The sequence below is a fragment of the Bradyrhizobium sp. ORS 375 genome (assembly GCF_000239775.1).
Classification (GTDB): Bacteria; Pseudomonadota; Alphaproteobacteria; order Rhizobiales; family Xanthobacteraceae; genus Bradyrhizobium.
This window is the reverse complement of the sequence record NZ_CAFI01000037.1, coordinates 1-15175: the sequence shown is the minus strand read 5'-3', so window position 1 is coordinate 15175 and position 15175 is coordinate 1. Positions and strand designations below refer to the sequence as shown.

Annotated in this window: 15 protein-coding genes and 2 pseudogenes; 8 read left to right on the top strand and 9 right to left on the bottom strand. The window is 60.8% G+C overall.

Going from position 1 to position 15175, the window contains the following annotated elements:
* Positions 1 to 136: 136 nt before the first annotated feature.
* Together BRAO375_RS03230 and BRAO375_RS03225 are read right to left on the bottom strand one after the other, a co-directional pair.
* Positions 137 to 1126: a helix-turn-helix domain-containing protein gene (locus BRAO375_RS03230; protein WP_139031293.1), complete on the bottom strand. Its 990-nt coding sequence runs from the start codon at positions 1124 to 1126 to the stop codon at positions 137 to 139.
* 306 nt (positions 1127 to 1432) lie between these two features.
* Complete coding sequence (locus tag BRAO375_RS03225; RefSeq protein WP_009026017.1) at positions 1433 to 4300, bottom strand: ATP-binding protein; 2868 nt, start codon at positions 4298 to 4300, stop codon at positions 1433 to 1435.
* Positions 4301 to 4597: 297 nt separating this feature from the next.
* Between BRAO375_RS03225 and BRAO375_RS03220 the strand changes: the two genes are divergently transcribed.
* The 3 genes from BRAO375_RS03220 (at position 4598) to BRAO375_RS03210 (ending at position 6417) form a co-directional block, all read left to right on the top strand.
* On the top strand, positions 4598 to 5563 hold the full coding sequence (locus BRAO375_RS03220; RefSeq protein ID WP_035638714.1) for an MBL fold metallo-hydrolase: 966 nt from the start codon (positions 4598 to 4600) through the stop codon (positions 5561 to 5563).
* Between the two features lie 138 nt (positions 5564 to 5701).
* Entirely contained in the window at positions 5702 to 6049 is a 348-nt protein-coding gene (locus BRAO375_RS03215) for a hypothetical protein (protein ID WP_009026015.1), read from the top strand.
* Positions 6046 to 6417, top strand: a complete 372-nt coding sequence (locus BRAO375_RS03210; protein WP_009026014.1) for a YidH family protein — start codon at positions 6046 to 6048, stop codon at positions 6415 to 6417. Before BRAO375_RS03215 ends, BRAO375_RS03210 begins: the two co-directional genes overlap by 4 nt.
* A 54-nt stretch (positions 6418 to 6471) precedes the next feature.
* On the opposite strand, the gene BRAO375_RS03205 is transcribed toward BRAO375_RS03210, so the two are convergent.
* The 7 genes and pseudogenes from BRAO375_RS03205 to ku all read right to left on the bottom strand — a co-directional run bounded on the left by BRAO375_RS03205 (position 6472) and on the right by ku (position 11803).
* Positions 6472 to 6876 carry a DUF302 domain-containing protein gene (locus BRAO375_RS03205; protein WP_009026013.1) on the bottom strand — a complete coding sequence of 135 codons (405 nt, stop codon included), beginning with the start codon at positions 6874 to 6876 and terminating at the stop codon, positions 6472 to 6474.
* A 106-nt stretch (positions 6877 to 6982) separates the two neighbouring features.
* Complete coding sequence (locus BRAO375_RS03200) at positions 6983 to 7501, bottom strand: c-type cytochrome (protein ID WP_009026012.1); 519 nt, start codon at positions 7499 to 7501, stop codon at positions 6983 to 6985.
* A gap of 1 nt (position 7502) precedes the next feature.
* Positions 7503 to 8708 carry a sulfite dehydrogenase gene (gene soxC, locus BRAO375_RS03195; RefSeq protein WP_009026011.1) on the bottom strand — a complete coding sequence of 402 codons (1206 nt, stop codon included), beginning with the start codon at positions 8706 to 8708 and terminating at the stop codon, positions 7503 to 7505.
* A gap of 183 nt (positions 8709 to 8891) precedes the next feature.
* The gene (locus BRAO375_RS03190; RefSeq protein WP_009026010.1) at positions 8892 to 9641 is read right to left on the bottom strand and encodes an SDR family oxidoreductase; all 750 of its coding nucleotides are present in this window, start codon (positions 9639 to 9641) and stop codon (positions 8892 to 8894) included.
* Between the two features lie 804 nt (positions 9642 to 10445).
* Positions 10446 to 10544 (bottom strand): annotated as a pseudogene (locus BRAO375_RS38495) (cell envelope biogenesis protein TolA); the annotation flags it as partial.
* Between the two features lie 6 nt (positions 10545 to 10550).
* On the bottom strand, positions 10551 to 10877 hold the full coding sequence (locus tag BRAO375_RS38490; RefSeq protein WP_035638708.1) for a hypothetical protein: 327 nt from the start codon (positions 10875 to 10877) through the stop codon (positions 10551 to 10553).
* Complete coding sequence (ku, locus tag BRAO375_RS03180; protein WP_009026007.1) at positions 10874 to 11803, bottom strand: non-homologous end joining protein Ku; 930 nt, start codon at positions 11801 to 11803, stop codon at positions 10874 to 10876. Before ku ends, BRAO375_RS38490 begins: the two co-directional genes overlap by 4 nt.
* 198 nt (positions 11804 to 12001) lie before the next feature.
* Here ku and BRAO375_RS03175 point away from each other — a divergent pair, with 198 nt between their 5' ends.
* From BRAO375_RS03175 to BRAO375_RS03160, 5 genes and pseudogenes are all read left to right on the top strand, one after another.
* Positions 12002 to 12928 carry a 3'-5' exonuclease gene (locus BRAO375_RS03175; RefSeq protein WP_009026006.1) on the top strand — a complete coding sequence of 309 codons (927 nt, stop codon included), beginning with the start codon at positions 12002 to 12004 and terminating at the stop codon, positions 12926 to 12928.
* A gap of 472 nt (positions 12929 to 13400) precedes the next feature.
* Positions 13401 to 13466 (top strand): annotated as a pseudogene (locus tag BRAO375_RS38995) (hypothetical protein); the annotation flags it as partial.
* An 81-nt stretch (positions 13467 to 13547) separates the two neighbouring features.
* A complete protein-coding gene (tnpA, locus tag BRAO375_RS35610; protein WP_083842425.1) occupies positions 13548 to 14249 on the top strand; it encodes an IS66-like element accessory protein TnpA in 702 nt (233 codons plus the stop codon).
* 23 nt (positions 14250 to 14272) lie between these two features.
* Positions 14273 to 14599, top strand: a complete 327-nt coding sequence (gene tnpB, locus BRAO375_RS03165; protein ID WP_349545283.1) for an IS66 family insertion sequence element accessory protein TnpB — start codon at positions 14273 to 14275, stop codon at positions 14597 to 14599.
* A gap of 69 nt (positions 14600 to 14668) precedes the next feature.
* Positions 14669 to 15175, top strand: a 507-nt coding sequence (locus tag BRAO375_RS03160) for an IS66 family transposase zinc-finger binding domain-containing protein (protein ID WP_035638703.1), incomplete at its 3' end; no start/stop codon positions are given.

Here is a 15175-nt window from a genome sequence, read left to right as displayed (position 1 = left end):
ACTCCTGTTGAGTTCTGTCCGCCGCTGTCCGAGTTGCCGTACAACGGATTCATTATTGAGCGAACGAGCGACCGCTTCTTTTCCTATTCTCTGCTCTTTGTGACGAAAGAATTCCTTTGCGCCAAGGATGACGCACTTACCTTTGCTGCGCGCGCTTCCAGGCAGCGGGACTTATCCTGACGATACGAGAGAATACGCGCGTGAAATGGCTCTGATCGGCAAACCCGGCGTTTAGCGCAACTTCGCTGAGCGGTTGATCGCTGTTGAGCATCAACTCCTTCGATCGTTCGATCCGTTGAGATAGCAGCCATTGATGCGGCGGACAGCCGACCGTTCGTCGAAATGCTTGACTGAAGTGACTGCATGACAGGCGACACGCTTGCGCGAGATCCGCCAACGCCACGTTGCCATTCAAGGCTGCGAGCAACATTTCCTTGGCCCGACGCTCTTGCCATGGGGCAAGGCCGCCCCGGGCGACTGGAAGGCGCGCATCAGGTGACCCATAAGTATTGAGCAAATGTGCCGTCAGCGCGCGCCACGCGTGGTCCAGGAAGAGCTTGCTCGCCTCTTCGGGGCGGATCAGCGCTGGCAGGAGCGCCATCGCAACGCTGGTCACGACAGAGTCCGCTTTCCTTTCTGCGATGGGACAATGGAGCCCGCCCGTAACCCGCAAGCCCTGGCCATCTGCGATCTCGTCGAGAGCCGACTGCGGTAGATAGAAATTGACGACCTGGAACGAACTCTGAATATCTGCCCGCCAGGTGTGCCGCATGTCGCTGATGTGGACTGTGCCGGCTGGGAGCGAAGGACTGGCGCAGGGCCTCTCCTCGCTCCACAAGTCGTATGACGCAAGCTCGTCCAGGTGGACGCAGACCGCAAAGCCAGCTTTCCTGGCTTGCGATTCGGTAACGCCGTGTCCGGCCAGGCGTCTTGAAATGTGTGAGATCACCACCTCGTCCTCGCCGGCCGGAACGACCAGTTGTCTGAAGAGGTCAACGCGGGCCAAGGACGTCTGGGCTATTACGGCGCCTGCACGAGTCGCAGGCGTGCGGCGCATCCTGGCCGATTCAAACGCGTGCGCCGGCCAACCTGAACTTGCGGCGGCGGTCTGATCGAGGACGCTCACATCAGGCTCCCCGAATCGATGGGGACAGCGATCTGGATGCGCGCTCAGGTCCGCTTGATGCAGCGATGCCAAAGCGGTCGCTGTAAGTGCAGTCGCCAGCTTGAAAACTGGCAAGCTCACCCCTCTGGGGATTCTTGAACTCCTGCATATTTGGACACTCTCGTGTGGTCGCTCGGCGCTTGCAAGGTACAGTCCCTGAGCAAGTCCGGGGGTTAGAACATCCGAGAGGCCTGTTAGAATGCTCGAAGACGGGTGTTAGATTATGTGAGAGGTCTCTTTCGGGACGGCCGAGCGCCCCGGTTCCCGTCAACCTGCAGCAGCGCGCCTGGCGCAATCACTGAGCAATTTCCTAGCGTTGATGACATCAGGGCAGTCGAAGCCTTCGGTGCGGCTTTTCAAGACGTCCTCCAACAGTTCCACGGAAGCCCTGAATCCTCCCTGCGAGCGCCACAGGCTGGCCAGGCTCGTCGCCGTTCGTAATTCCCACGCACGGGCTCCGCATGCCTTCGCGGCTTCGAGGGATTGAATGAAGAGCTCCTCCGCCCTGGGCATGTCTTTCACCGTTTCGGCCAAGAGCACGTGACCTTTGATGCGAAGAAGCTCGGCGGCATTGAACATGTCTCCGTTTCGAGCCACCGTAGCAAGGGCGTCGTCCGCCGCGTCAAGCGCTTCTCTCGCTTGCCCGGCCATCAACAGTCCTTCCGCCAACGCACTCTTGAAGGCCGTCGTCATCAGTTCATAACGATGCGCTCGCGTCTCGACGAGGGCGTATCTCAGCATCGGCAGCCCCGCTTGATGGTCACCTCGCATGACGGCGAGATAGCCTCGTACGCCAATTCCCGCCGCCTCATAGGCGACTATTGCGCGGTTGCGCGCGTGATCGACCAGTCGCTCTATGCTCTGCTCTGCGCTCTCCCAATCCCCGTTCCAGAGATAGACTGAAACAGCCCAAATAAGTGCGATGCAGAGCGTCAGAGGATGATTTAACTTGCCGGCCTCTATCGAGACTTGCCGAGCCAATTCGGTCGCCCGGTCAGCGTATCCAAGAAGCCAGAGCGTGCGCGCCAGACAGATTCCAGCGCGGTTTCGATAGTCAAGACCAAGACGGAGCGAGTCGACATGCTTTGAGGCGGGGATATGCCCGACAGCCGATTCCAGGTACCCGCGCGCCTTCTCAAGATCCTCCATTAGATGATGCGAGACACCCAGAAGGGAGCTTGCAGCCGCTAACGCCCCGGGGTCGTCCATCTTCAGTGCAACTGACTCGCTGCGTTCGGCGAAATTGAGAGCCTCGCGAAAACCTCCAGTTCTGTAGTGAAACAGATGCAGGCGACCGATCAGTTGCAATTGACTTGGCAGATCGCCCAAGCTCTCGGCAACTTCAAGTCCCCTTTCGAGTGATGTCCTGGCCTCCTCGCTATTGCCCTGAGAAAACATGAGCGAGAGGCCGAGGGCCGCCTGCAGGGCCACCTCTCGAGACGTCCCCCGGCTCGACTCATCCAGATTGAGGATCGCCAGCTCCGTCCAGCGGCGACATTCTGTGACCAACGACGCCTCAAGAAGCAGCGGAGCGGCGGCAGACGTCAGTGCAACAGCTACCGACTTGTCGGTCTGAAGGAAGCTCCACTCCAATGCCGCACGTATGTTGCCAAGGTGAGGGTAGTAACTGGAGGCCCCGTCAAGACTATCCTCGGTCAGCCGAACATTTTCGTGCTGTTCTGCCCACCTCAAATAAAACATGGCATGTCGTCGAAAGACGCCGTTCTCGTCGTCACAATCGATGAGCTTCGACAAAGCATATGCGCGAGTGGTGTCGAGCAGACGATAGCGCGTCTCCGATGTCCCTGAAGCGACCGCTATCAGAGACTTGTCGACGAGGCTTGCGAGGGCCTCGAACGCGAGTTCCTCGCTGAGATCATCCGGCCCGACCACGGCAACAGCGGCTCGCATGGAGAAGAATCCGACAAAAACAGATGACCTCCTAAGCACAAGCGATTCGTTATCGGAGAGCAGACCGTAACTCCAATCCAGCGCAGCTGTCAGCGTCTGGTGACGCTGCAGAGCAGTGCGCCGCCCCTGGCCCAGCAGCCTAAACCGGTCATCGAGCAGAGCAGCCGTGCCTTTGACCCCGAAGGCGATCACGCGGCTTGCAGCGATTTCAATCGCCAGTGCTATTCCATCCAATCGCCGGCAGATTTCTCCAACGATCGGAGCATCCGCATCGTTCAGTTCAAATGATGACCCGCTCGCGAGAACGCGGTCCAGGAACAATTGCGCCGCCGGAAACCCAAGCACGTCCGAGACTGTCTGCGCATAAAGGGGCGGGTTCTCCAACGAGGGCAGTTGGAAGACATGTTCTCCCTCCACCCTCAGCGCCTCGCGACTCGTCGCGAGAATTCGCACGTTCGGTGCGTGCCGAAAGACGTGCTCGGCAAGTGCCGCCGCCGAGGCGATGACGTGCTCGCAGCTATCGAGTATCAGCAACATGCTTTTGTCGCGGATAAAGCTGATGATTGCCGGCGTTGGATCGTCGGATTGAACCATGAGACCCAGCGTCGACGCCACGGCCGTTGGCACAAGCATGGCATCGTTCAGGGGCCCCAAGTCGAAGAAGGCCACGGCGCCGACGGCCTGCCGGCTCCTCTGATGCGCGGCAGCTATAGCCACCGTCGTCTTACCGATCCCGCCTGGTCCAACAATGGTGACGAAGCGATGCTCTAGGAGCATCCCGCAGATCTTTTCGACCACTTCGTCGCGACCGATCATCCGGCTGAGACGCGGTGGCAGGCCATATTTCGACTCGTCAGCCCGACTGCGATCGTCTGCCTCTTCGATCATTCGATAGGATACAGGACAGACGAAACTGTACCCTTTACCCGGCACCGTTGCGACAAATCTGGCGCCGGCTTCTCCATCGCCCAGGACCTTGCGCAACACGCCGATATGGAATCGCAGGCTGCCAGCATCGATGGTCACGTCCGGCCAGACGCGTGCTATCAGATCATTCTTGTCGACGACGCTGCCCGCCTGCTGCAGGAGCACAACGAGAATATCCAGCGCACGCGGCGGCAGATGAACCGGCGTCGTACCTTTTCTTAAGACTCGCTCTCTCACCCGGAGTGAAAACGAGCCGAACGACACTTCATCCCCCTGCGAGGAGTCCTGAGGAATCATTCGGCATATCCCGCTAAGGCACCAACGGCCATTTTTGAGAAATCTGCTTGTCAAAACCAACGACACAGACGATCACAGGTCGATCTTACTCATATGACCCGCGGCATCTTGCAAGCGATCGCTCGCGTATTGCCCGAACGGGACGAACCTCCCTTGCCGCGCGCTGCGCGGGCATTTTTGCATGGTTTTCGTCTGTGAGCGAGCGAAACGTACAAAGCCAAGGAGTTTCATTCAAGTACCGGCCATCGAGTTCGCCCCAGATATCCGTCCTAACCCTGCTGATCATTGGAGGCCCAGATGAGCCAGGTGTCACAATTGACAAGACGGCACTTTTGTCTGTGTTGCGTAGCATCGGCTACGCTTGCTTCAGGTGGAGGGTGGCTAACTCCTCGGGCCGCGTATGCCGAAGCCAAAAGCATCGTGGACATGATGCGCGCCGACGCGGCTACGGCGGCCATCAAGGTCCACAAGCTGCGTGGCGGCGTCAGTGTCCTCGAGGGATCGGGCGGCAACATCGGCGTGCTCAGCGGGCCGGACGGCAAGGTTATGATCGACGCCGGAATTACGGCGTCGAAGCCGAGAATGCTGGACGCGCTGGCCAGCCTTGGAGCCGAGCCCATACGGCATCTCGTCAACACGCATTGGCATTTCGACCACGCTGACGGCAACGAGTGGGTTCATGCCCAAGGCGCGACCATTACGGCCCACGAGAACACACGAAAACACTTGAAGACCATGCAGCGCGTCGAGGACTGGGACTTCAATTTTCCGGCCTTGGCTCCTAGCGCCATTCCCACCGAGGTCTTTTCCGGGAGGAAACAGCTGACGGTGAACCGGTCCACGATCGAATTGCAGTACTATGGGCCTGCTCACACCGACAGCGACATATCCGTGCACTTCATGGAAGCGGATATTCTGCATGCAGCGGACACCTTCTGGAACGGAGTCTACCCGTTCATCGACTACTCCACCGGGGGAAGCATCGATGGGATGATCCGCGCAGCGGACGCGAATCTGGCGAAGGCCAGTGAAAAGACGATCGTGATCCCGGGACATGGTTTCCCGGTCAGCAATCGCGCTGAGCTAAAACAATATCGCGACATGCTCGTCGCCATCCGCGACAACGTCGCGAAGCTGAAGAAGCAGGAGACGACGCTCGAAGCGGTCGTCGCTGCCAAGCCGACGGCGGCCTTCGACGGCAAGTGGGGCCAGTTCGTCATCACGCCGGCCTTTTTCACCAAGCTGGTCTATGAGGGTGTCTAGGCCGACGGCCAGCAACTGAGTGTCGCAGGGACTTCGCGCGAGCCGACACAGGCTTGGATAACGGTTAGTGACAAATCATCGGCTCAGGAGCACGCATGAGCTCCTGAGCCGGATGAATCCGTCACAGGGAGCATCAAGATGAGCGACCCCGAAAAGGACACGTTGACTACCGCGGGGACCTCGACGGCAAGTAATCGGCTTGGCCTGGGATCCTGGACCATTATCGTGGTCTTGATCGCGCTTCTGGCAGCATCAGGCTTCGTCGCCTACCTCGGTTGGACACTCGGAAGCGGCGCCGAGGAGCCGACCGCAGGCTACGTCTCGATGGCTCTGGGTGTGGTCTTCTCGTTGGTCGTAGGGTTCGGGCTGATGGGCCTAGTATTCTACAGCAGCCGCAGCGGCTATGACGAGCCTGCGGTATTCATCACGACGGAGGGACAGTCCGCTGCTCAGTCGCCCGTCGAGACAAACGGCGAAAGCCAATGATACGCAACTTTCGGGATCATGCCGCGAACGAGCGCACGTTCCTGGCTTGGATAAGGACGTCCATCGCTGTCATGGCGTTCGGGTTCTTGATCGAGAGATTCGATCTGATGCTGAGTGCCGCCGGCCTGGCCACGGATGCCGCCGCTCCGCGCGGGCCTGCTCGCCAGCTCGCAAATATCGTGGGACTCTCAACGATCGCCATGGCAACGCTGCTGTTTGTCCTCGCAACCATTCGCTTTCTGCGTAGCGCGGCCATGATCGACAGCGAAGAGGAACGCCAGATTCCTGGCTCGCGCATGGACATCGTGCTGGGCGGACTCCTCAGTGTGATGGGGATAGCACTGGTGCTATACCTGTCCCACCTCTAGACGCACCGAGCGTGTCTCGAGCGACAGAGGACGTCCGCGGCGCAAACGCCTCCGCTATTTCTCCGACGCGACCTCGGCAGCAATGCCCTGGAGCAGCTTCGTCATCGCGTCGATAGCCGCCTTGGCGTCAGGCCCCGCGGCGTGCCGGGCGGCGATCCAGGCCGGATCATTATACGATAGCCATGTGACGCCGTTTGCATCCTGCCAAACCAGGGCCTTCAAAGGCAGATCGATGCCGGCGGTCTGGGCCGCCTTCATCACCGGTGTTCCGCCCTTCGCGTTCCCGAAGATCAGAAGTTCGGTCGGGCGCAGAGACTGATCGACCTGGGCCGCACCGGCGGCGTGATCGATGCGCGCAAAAATCGTCAGACCTCGCCTGGACACGGCGGACTCGACCCGTTCCATGGTCTCCTTGGGCTGGTGGTGGATCTGCAGACTGATCAATCCTTCTGCAGCCATGGCATTTACTCCTGAGAAGCAGACGTAAAATGAGACAATGTTTGCTGCGAGCAACAGGCGTCGCAAGCGGCGAAATCGCGGATCTACGGCGCTCGTCATGGAGAACCTATTTGCTGCCCTTGCTGAATTCCTGTTCCGGGATGAAGCCGTCACGGTTGGGCATCCGAATGTCAGGCAGCGAGTGGTTGTCGAGCCTGCCGTCTGGAGGCAGGATCCCGTTCAGGCTGAGAATGTAGGCGGCAACCGCGTAGGTATCGTCGACGCCGAGCGATCCAGGCGCCTGATAGGGCATGGCCCGGTGGATGTAGTCGAACAGCGTCGTGGCGTACGGCCAGAAGCTTCCCACCGTCTTCACGGGCATGGCCGACGCCAGCGTCCCTTGCCCGCCGGCGAGCCGATCCTTGGTGCCGCCAACGCCGTTTTCGCCATGGCATGCCGCGCAGTTTTCAGCGAAAACATCCTTGCCTCTGGCCACCGTGCCAACTCCTTGCGGCAGACCTTTGCCGTCGGGCCGAACGTCGATGTCCCACAGCGCGATTTCGTCCGGGGTCGCAAGGCGGCCGAATTCGGCCGCCACTGCGGAAGAGACAAGCACGAACACCATGGCGCTCGACAGCAGCATCATTCTACGACAGGACATTTTGAACCCTTCCCGCTTGGTCGATGCTCCAGGTCTGCTGGGCGTTGTAATGAAACAGGGCGTTCGTCCCCATCTTGGCGATGAAGGAGTCCCGATCGGGCTGCACGTTGCCCTTGTCGTCGATTGAGCGGCTGACGATTTTCGTCGGCTTGCCGTCCCAGTTCCAATCCATCTGGAAGCGCGTCTGAGCCTTGGGCAGAGCCGGAAGGTTCAATTGAGCTTCCTGCCAGCTCTTCGCGCCGTCGGTGCTGATCTCCACCCTGGCGATCTTGCCGTGGCCGCTCCAGGCCAGTCCCGAGATGCGATTGTATCCCGGCCGAATCTGCATGGTGCCGGAGGGCTGCGTAATGACTGAGTTGGTTTCCATTCGCAGTTGGAATTGCCTGGCCTTCCCATTCGCGAGAAGCTGCGTGTAACGTGCCGTCTCCCACCGGGTCATCCATGGCTGGTCGCCAAATTTCAGGCGACGTAGCCATTTAATGTTCAGATTGCCCTCCATCCCGGGGAGGATCAGTCGGATCGGAAAGCCGTGCGCGGGTCTGATCGGTTCCCCGTTCTGCCCATAGGCGATGATCGCCTCATCGACGATCTCCTGGGTGAGCGGAATGCTGCGAGCCACGGCGGCTGCGTCTCCACCCTCGGCGAGCATCCAGGTGGCAGCCGTCTCCTTCTCCACAAGACCAAGAATGAACCTCAGTGGCACGCCGGTCCATTCGCTGGTGCTGACCAGCCCATGCGTGTTCTGAACGGTCAGATCACCGTCGGCCTTCTTCCAGTTTTCCCATCCGTTGCCAGTGCACTCGAGGAAGGCGATGCGGGAGACCGCCGGCATTGCCTTCAAATCCTCGACGGACAAGACCAGTTGTTTGCGAACCATGCCGTGCACGAGCAGCCTGTGCTTGGACGGGTCAAGGTCGGGAGCGCCAGCATGACTTCGCTCGTAATGCAGGTCCGACGGCGTGATTGCGCCGACGAGCTTCTGCAACGGAGCTTTCGAGTTGATGGCGTCGGCGGGATTGACGTTGCGGCGCCCTGGTCCCGCCTCCGGGATGCGCCCGATCTGCACGTATTTCGACCGCGCACTGAGCGCGCCCAAATCGGCACCCGGTTCGCGAGCAGGCACGTCCGCAAGCGATTCTGCCGACGCAGATCCCGCGACCGCGCTGCCAACGACGCCCGTCGTCGCGGCCACGAGGACTCTTCTTCGATTCCAGGCGACTTCGCTTACGCTTCGCTCCGACATACCATCGTCCTTTCTTATTCCGGAGCGGGTCGAGACCCGCTGCGCCTGGTCCTGGACCGGGCGACGTGTCTCAAACGAAAGTCGTCTCCGTGAAGTATTCCGCTGCGACGATCTCGAATCTGGTGAAGACGATCAGACCTGGGCGGCGCCGCCGTCGACGAACAGTTCGGCGCCGTTGACGAAGGAGCTTCTGTCGGACGCCAGGAAGAGGACCGCCTCCGCGATCTCGATCGGCCGTCCAACCCGCCCGATCGGCGCCACGTCGTTGTGGCCCTTCAGAAACTCGGCCATCTGGTCGTCCGTCATGCCGAATTTGTCGTAGGCAGGCGTCGGTACCGTGCCAGGGCTCACGACGTTCACCCGGATCTTTCGATCTCTCAGATCGACGCTCCAGCCGCGGGCGAACGACCTGACAGCGGCCTTCGTCGCCGCGTAGACACTGAATGCGGGAATGCCTTTGATGGCGGCGATCGACGCATTCAGCACGATCGAGGAACCTTCGCCCATGAGCGGCAGCGCCTTCTGTACGGTGAACAGGGTCCCACGGACGTTGACGTCGAAGGTCTTGTCGAAATGGGCCTCCGTGATCGACCCAAGAGGAGCGAATTCGCCGAGGCCGGCATTCGCGAACAGAACATCCAGCCGCCCTTTGCTTCGCTTGATCTCCTCGAACAGTCGATCGAGATCGCCAAGATTGGCAATGTCGCCTTGAATTCCCCTCGCGCTCGGCCCGATCGCGGCGACGGCCGCCTCGAGTTCTGCAGGCCGTCTCCCAGAAATGAAGACAAATGCGCCTTCCTCCGCAAACAGCTTTGCGGTGGCCAATCCTATGCCGCTGGTTCCGCCGGTGACGAGCGCGATCTTCCCTGACAATCGGTCCATGTCCCCTCCAGGTGAACTGCCGCATGCAAGCCCTGCTGTGCGCTCGCCACGCTAAGGGACCGTGTTCGGAACTGATTGGATCTTTCTGTGGTTTTTTTCTCGATCACCCGATTTGGACGTCATCCAACTACGGCGACGGCAAGCATGCTCTTCCACTTGGGACTTGGAGGACGGGCGGTCGCTCGACCCGGAAGTCGATCCGAAACTTCACTGCGGCTCCGCACACTACGATCCGTGCCGAATGATCCTTTGAATTCGCTTCAGAAGCGCTCAATGGCAGCACGTACGCCGACTGACCGGCTCACTTCGGCAAGCGATCAAAAGCACCTTTGCAGCGGTGACGCTCACCGGATGGTTAGCCGGAACGGCTCGTATTCAATTGTCTCTTGCAACCACCCGAGTGGATATCTCCGCCAGCACCGACGGACGAGCCAGCCGAATGCGAGCGTGATGACGCCAAGCTAAACCAGTAATGATCGGCGTTCTGACGTCGTCACGTGTCCCGGTATTTTGTCGCATTCGGGACCGTAGCCCAGCAGCAAGTTGCGCACCGCCTACGTCGCACACTGGAAATTCTGTCACTTGCCAACTTCGCCAATCCAATCCGCGACCTTAATGCGTCCTGCGAAAGCGGCTGGTCCAGAGCCGCCGGGCTTGTAGATGAAAGCCTCGCCTTCTTGAACGTCCGCGGCCTCCTTGCCGAAAGCATCGGCTATGTTCGTCTTGTGGGTGATCAGGAAAGTGTTATTACCTGCTTTCGGCGGCGCATCGATGAGTTGACGTACCGCTTGGCCCGCCCTTGCCGGCGCCCCACGCCTCCAATGCCGCCTTCATGGACGGCGCGGCGATCGCGAGATCGTAGAATCCGAGCGAGGTCTGATAGGTCTTCAGTTTACGCGGCACGGGAGTTTACCTGCGCGACAGGGAAACTTCAGCGTACCATGTGGCGTAGGGCGTGTTCTTCGCCATGTGTCGGTTCAGATCGGGCGAGCCGTCCGTCCACCAGACCGGCCCCCGCTCCCCGAGCGCTCTCTTAGCCTGGTCCACAGCGCGGTGCGCCGCGGCTTCGGCTTCCGGATCCTCCGCCTCCTTGGCGGCTCGAACGGCGCGCCTGGCAGACATCAGCTGCTTGGTCAGGACGGAGCGCTCGGTCTCTCCAAGCCTCGGATCGGCCATTCGCCAAAGGCGCCCTCGGACCACGAAGTAGCGCCCGTCCGGAGTTACGGGATGCTTCAAGCGGATTTCCGCTGGCGGCCGGAGGCTGGCTTTTTCGCCGGTGTCTCCTTGGCGGCAGCCTTCTTGCCGGCGATCGGCATCAACATCTCCTTCTGGCCGGCAGCAGCTTTCTTCGACTTCTTCGCGGGCTTGGCCGCCTCCGAAGGCTGCGCTTGCTGCCCGACCGAGCGGCGCAGCGCCTCCATCAGATCGACCACGTTCTCCCCCTTCGGCCGGTCCTTCGGGCGGATCGTCTTGCCCGCACGCTTCTGGTTGATCAGGTCAACCAGCGCGGTTTCATAGTGGTCCTCGAACTTCTTCGGCGTGAACGTCCCGGCCTTCTGGTTCACGATGTGCCGGGCGAGGTCGAGCATGTCCTTCGTGATCTTCACGTCCTGAATCTCTTCGAAATACTCCTGCTCCGACCGCACCTCATAAGGGTATCGCAGCAGAGTGCCGACCAGGCCCTTGTCCATCGGCTCCAGCGCGATGATGTGCTCGCGGTTCGTGAGCACGATCCGGCCAATCGCGACCTTGTTCATCTCACGGATGGTCTCACGGATCACCGCGAAGGCGTCATGGCCGACCTTGCCATCCGGGCGCAGATAGTAGGGGCGGATCAGGTAGCGCGGGTCGATGTCGGTCTTGTCGACGAACTCGTCGATCTCGATCGTGCGCGTGGACTCCAGGGCGATCTCCTCGAGCTCTTCCTTCGAGACCTCGATGTACTGGCCCTTCTCGAGCTCATAGCCCTTGACGATGTCCTCGTTGGGGACCTCCTCACCGGTGTCGGCATCGACCTTGACGTACTTGATCCGGTGACCCGTCGTCCGGTTTAGCTGGTTGAAGCTGATCTTCTCGGACTCGGACGTGGCCGGGTAGAGGGCCACCGGGCAGGTGACGAGCGACAGGCGCAGGAAGCCTTTCCAATTGGCGCGGGGGGCCATGTACGCGGAACTCCGGTTTCAATGGTCCAGATTCAAGACGAATGACAGCGCCGGGTTCCGACATGGCGGCGATCAAAATCGGCAGATCAGGCGATCCTCTTCGCACAGCCCTTGCGTCGGCAGGTGGGCCGAAAATGGCCGTGAATCGCCTGACTCTCCGATACCTGGCGGTCATTTGCTTGGGTATGGTGGCGCGTCATGACTGCCGCGCCGCGAATCCACCGACACCATTTTGACGAGGCTGCCGGCTTGGCGGCCATGGCAGATGCCCTCGCGCAATCGCCCGATTACCGGGTGCTGCGCAGGCTTGTTCCCCGAGCCTCCTCCCCTGCCGCCATCGGAGAGGAGGTCAGGACGGCCGTCCTGCTGGACACCGAGACCACCGGCCTCGACCACTCCCGGGACGAGATCATCGAACTCGGCATGCTGTCATTCGACTACACCCGGGAAGGTCGCATCGTCGGCGTCAGGAGCGTCTTCTCCGCCTTCCACGAACCCAGCCGCCCCATCTCCGCCGAGGTGACGGCGCTCACCGGCATCACCGACGAGATGGTCGCCGGACAGCGTATCGATCCGGACGCGGTATCGGCGTTCGTCGCGGGCGCGGCCATCGTCATCGCCCACAACGCGGCCTTCGACCGTCGGTTCGCCGAGCGCTACTGGCCGATTTTCGAACGTAAGGCCTGGGGCTGCAGCGCGACCGAGGTCGACTGGCGCTCACACGGTTTCGCCGGCGCGCAGCTGGGATATCTTCTGCACGGCGCCGGATTCTTCCACCAGGCCCATCGCGCCGTTGACGACTGCCACGCTCTGCTCGAGGTCCTGGATTTCGTCCTGCCGACGACGGGGGCCCCGGCATTGGCTGCCCTGCTCCAGACGGCGCGCAAGCCGATCATGAGAGTGTGGGCGGAGCAGTCTCCCTTCGGCCTCAAGGATACCCTGAAGAAGCGCGGGTACCGGTGGGCCGACGGCACCGATGGCCGGCCGAAGTCCTGGTATATCGACATCCAGCAATCCGCCATCGAAGCCGAGATCGCCTTTCTCAGAGAGGAGGTCTATCTCTGCGACGTCGAACCCCGGCTGCAGCGCCTGACAGCGTTCGAACGATTTTCGAATCGTGGCTGAGCGGAACGGCGGCTGGCGCTCGATCGCTCGCAAAGAAACAGAGAACTGTCTTCGCACAACAAAGAGCCTTCCAAGAGGGCGGAGAAACTCGCACGAGAATACGAGTTGCAAACAGGTCCTGATCACGCTTGGTCTTTTCAAGCGAGGGATTCAAGAGACTTTCGATACTCTACGCTTGAGCCCGCTGCACTACGATTGGTGCCACAGATGGCTTTGATTCAGTTCGAGAAACTGCAAGCGCAGCACACGCTCCGACCGAACGGCACGGTTGAACGCAAGCCATGTCAATGGCTTGCTGTTCAACCGGCGAGCCGCTTTTATCTTGCCGCTTTAATCGGCCGGGTAACCGTCCGGTCTCTGCACACCTTCCCCCTCGTGTGTTGTCGTTCCATTTCGAGTTCTCTGCTGCTGTGGAGAATCTCCGGTGGGATCCAAACATTTCGAGAACAGAGCGCGCCGCGAATGGTGATCGCTGCACATCGAAGCGTGGCGTCGCAGCGGTCTCGGGATCGGCAAATACTGCCAGCAACAACGTCTGACCGAGAACACTCTGCGGCGTTGGCTGAAGCGGCGGGCCGGCAACGAGACTGCGCTTAAGCTCGAGAAATATCAGACGGAATTGCGCCGCGAGCGCGCCCGGGAAGAGCGAGAAAAGGCGCTTCGAAAGCAGAAGCAGCGCAGGTTTACGATCACCTCGGATGTACGCAATCGAGCGTCTCAGGCGTTCTGGGCGATGCATGTCGAGGCGCTGAACTGGAGCGGAATGGAGCTCCGCGCCTACGCCGCGGCGATGCAGCTGTCGCCGCATTCGCTGCGCAAATGGCGCGACCGACTGGCCGCCGGCGAGGTCACGATCGACTGGCGCGCCCATCTTCATCCCTCCGCCCGTCCCGCCGTTAGCACTAGTGCTAGGAACTCACAGCCCGAACGCCGCTTGACAGCCGCCGAAATTGGCGATCCGGCCACGCCCAAGGTGCCGGTCAGGCGCTTCTTCAGCGACGAGGAGAAGCTCGCAATTGCCAGGGAAACCGAACTACCAGGCGCCAAAGTCTCTGCCGTCGCGCGCAAGCATGGGATTGTCACCGGGCTGCTGTTCCGCTGGCGCGCGCAGTTCGGCATCGCGCAAAAGAAGCGCTCCAAGCTCGCCCGTGTTGTGCTGCCCGACGACATGCCCGCCGCACGCGCCCTGCGCGATCTCGTGCGTCCACCGGAGGGCATGATGGCCGTCGACCTCCATGATGGACGGCGTGTCTTCGCTCCCGCCGGCAGCGATCCGGATACGGTGCGGGCGCAGATTGAAAGCGGAGATGCAGCGCCATGATGTTCGTCCCTGCAGGCGTGAAGGTGCACCTGGCGCTCGGCTACACCGACATGCGCAAGGGCATGGACGGCCTTGCAATGCTGGTGCAGGACACGCTGAAGAAGGATCCGTTCTCTGGTCATCTGTTTGCCTTCCGCGGCAGAAAGGCATCGATCCTGAAGGTCCTGTTCTGGGACGGAAACGGGCTTTGTCTGTTCACGAAACGCATCGATCAGGGCGGCTTCGTGTGGCCAGTGATGGCGGGCTATGATGGCTCGATCACGCTGACGCCGGCGCAGCTCGCGATGCTGATCGAAGGTATCGACTGGCGCGCGCCAGAACGCGTATGGAAGCCGGCGATTGCAGGATGATCTGCAAAAACAGGTGCTGAACTGAGTTGCGATTCTTCTACGAATCAGCGTGTTCGAGTACCATCGGACATGCAGCTCGATCTCACCAATCTCCCCTCCGATCCAGAGCTTCTGCAGCGCCTCGTGCGCGACATTGCTGCTGCAATCGACCATCGCGACACCGAGATCGATCGTCTCAAGTCCATCATCAAACGGCTGCAGCGGATGCAGTTCGGCCGCAGCTCCGAGCGCATCGATCCCGACCAGCTTGCACTCGGTCTGGAGGATCTCGACAGCGACATTCGCCGCGTCGAAGAAGCGCAACCGAAGGTCACACCGGAAGCCAACTCTTCGCCGCGACGCCGTCCGCTGCCCGATCATCTGCCACGCGAAGACGTTCTGCTCGAGGTGCAAGATCGGGTCTGCAGCTGCTGTGGCGGCGCTCTCCATCTGATTGGTGAGAGCGTCAGCGAGATGCTCGATTGGGTCCCGGCGCAGCTTCGCGTCGTGCGCACAACCAGACCCAAATACGCCTGCCGAGCCTGCAACAAGGTCGTGCAAGCCGGCGCGCCGGAGCGGTTGATCGCTGGCGGTCTG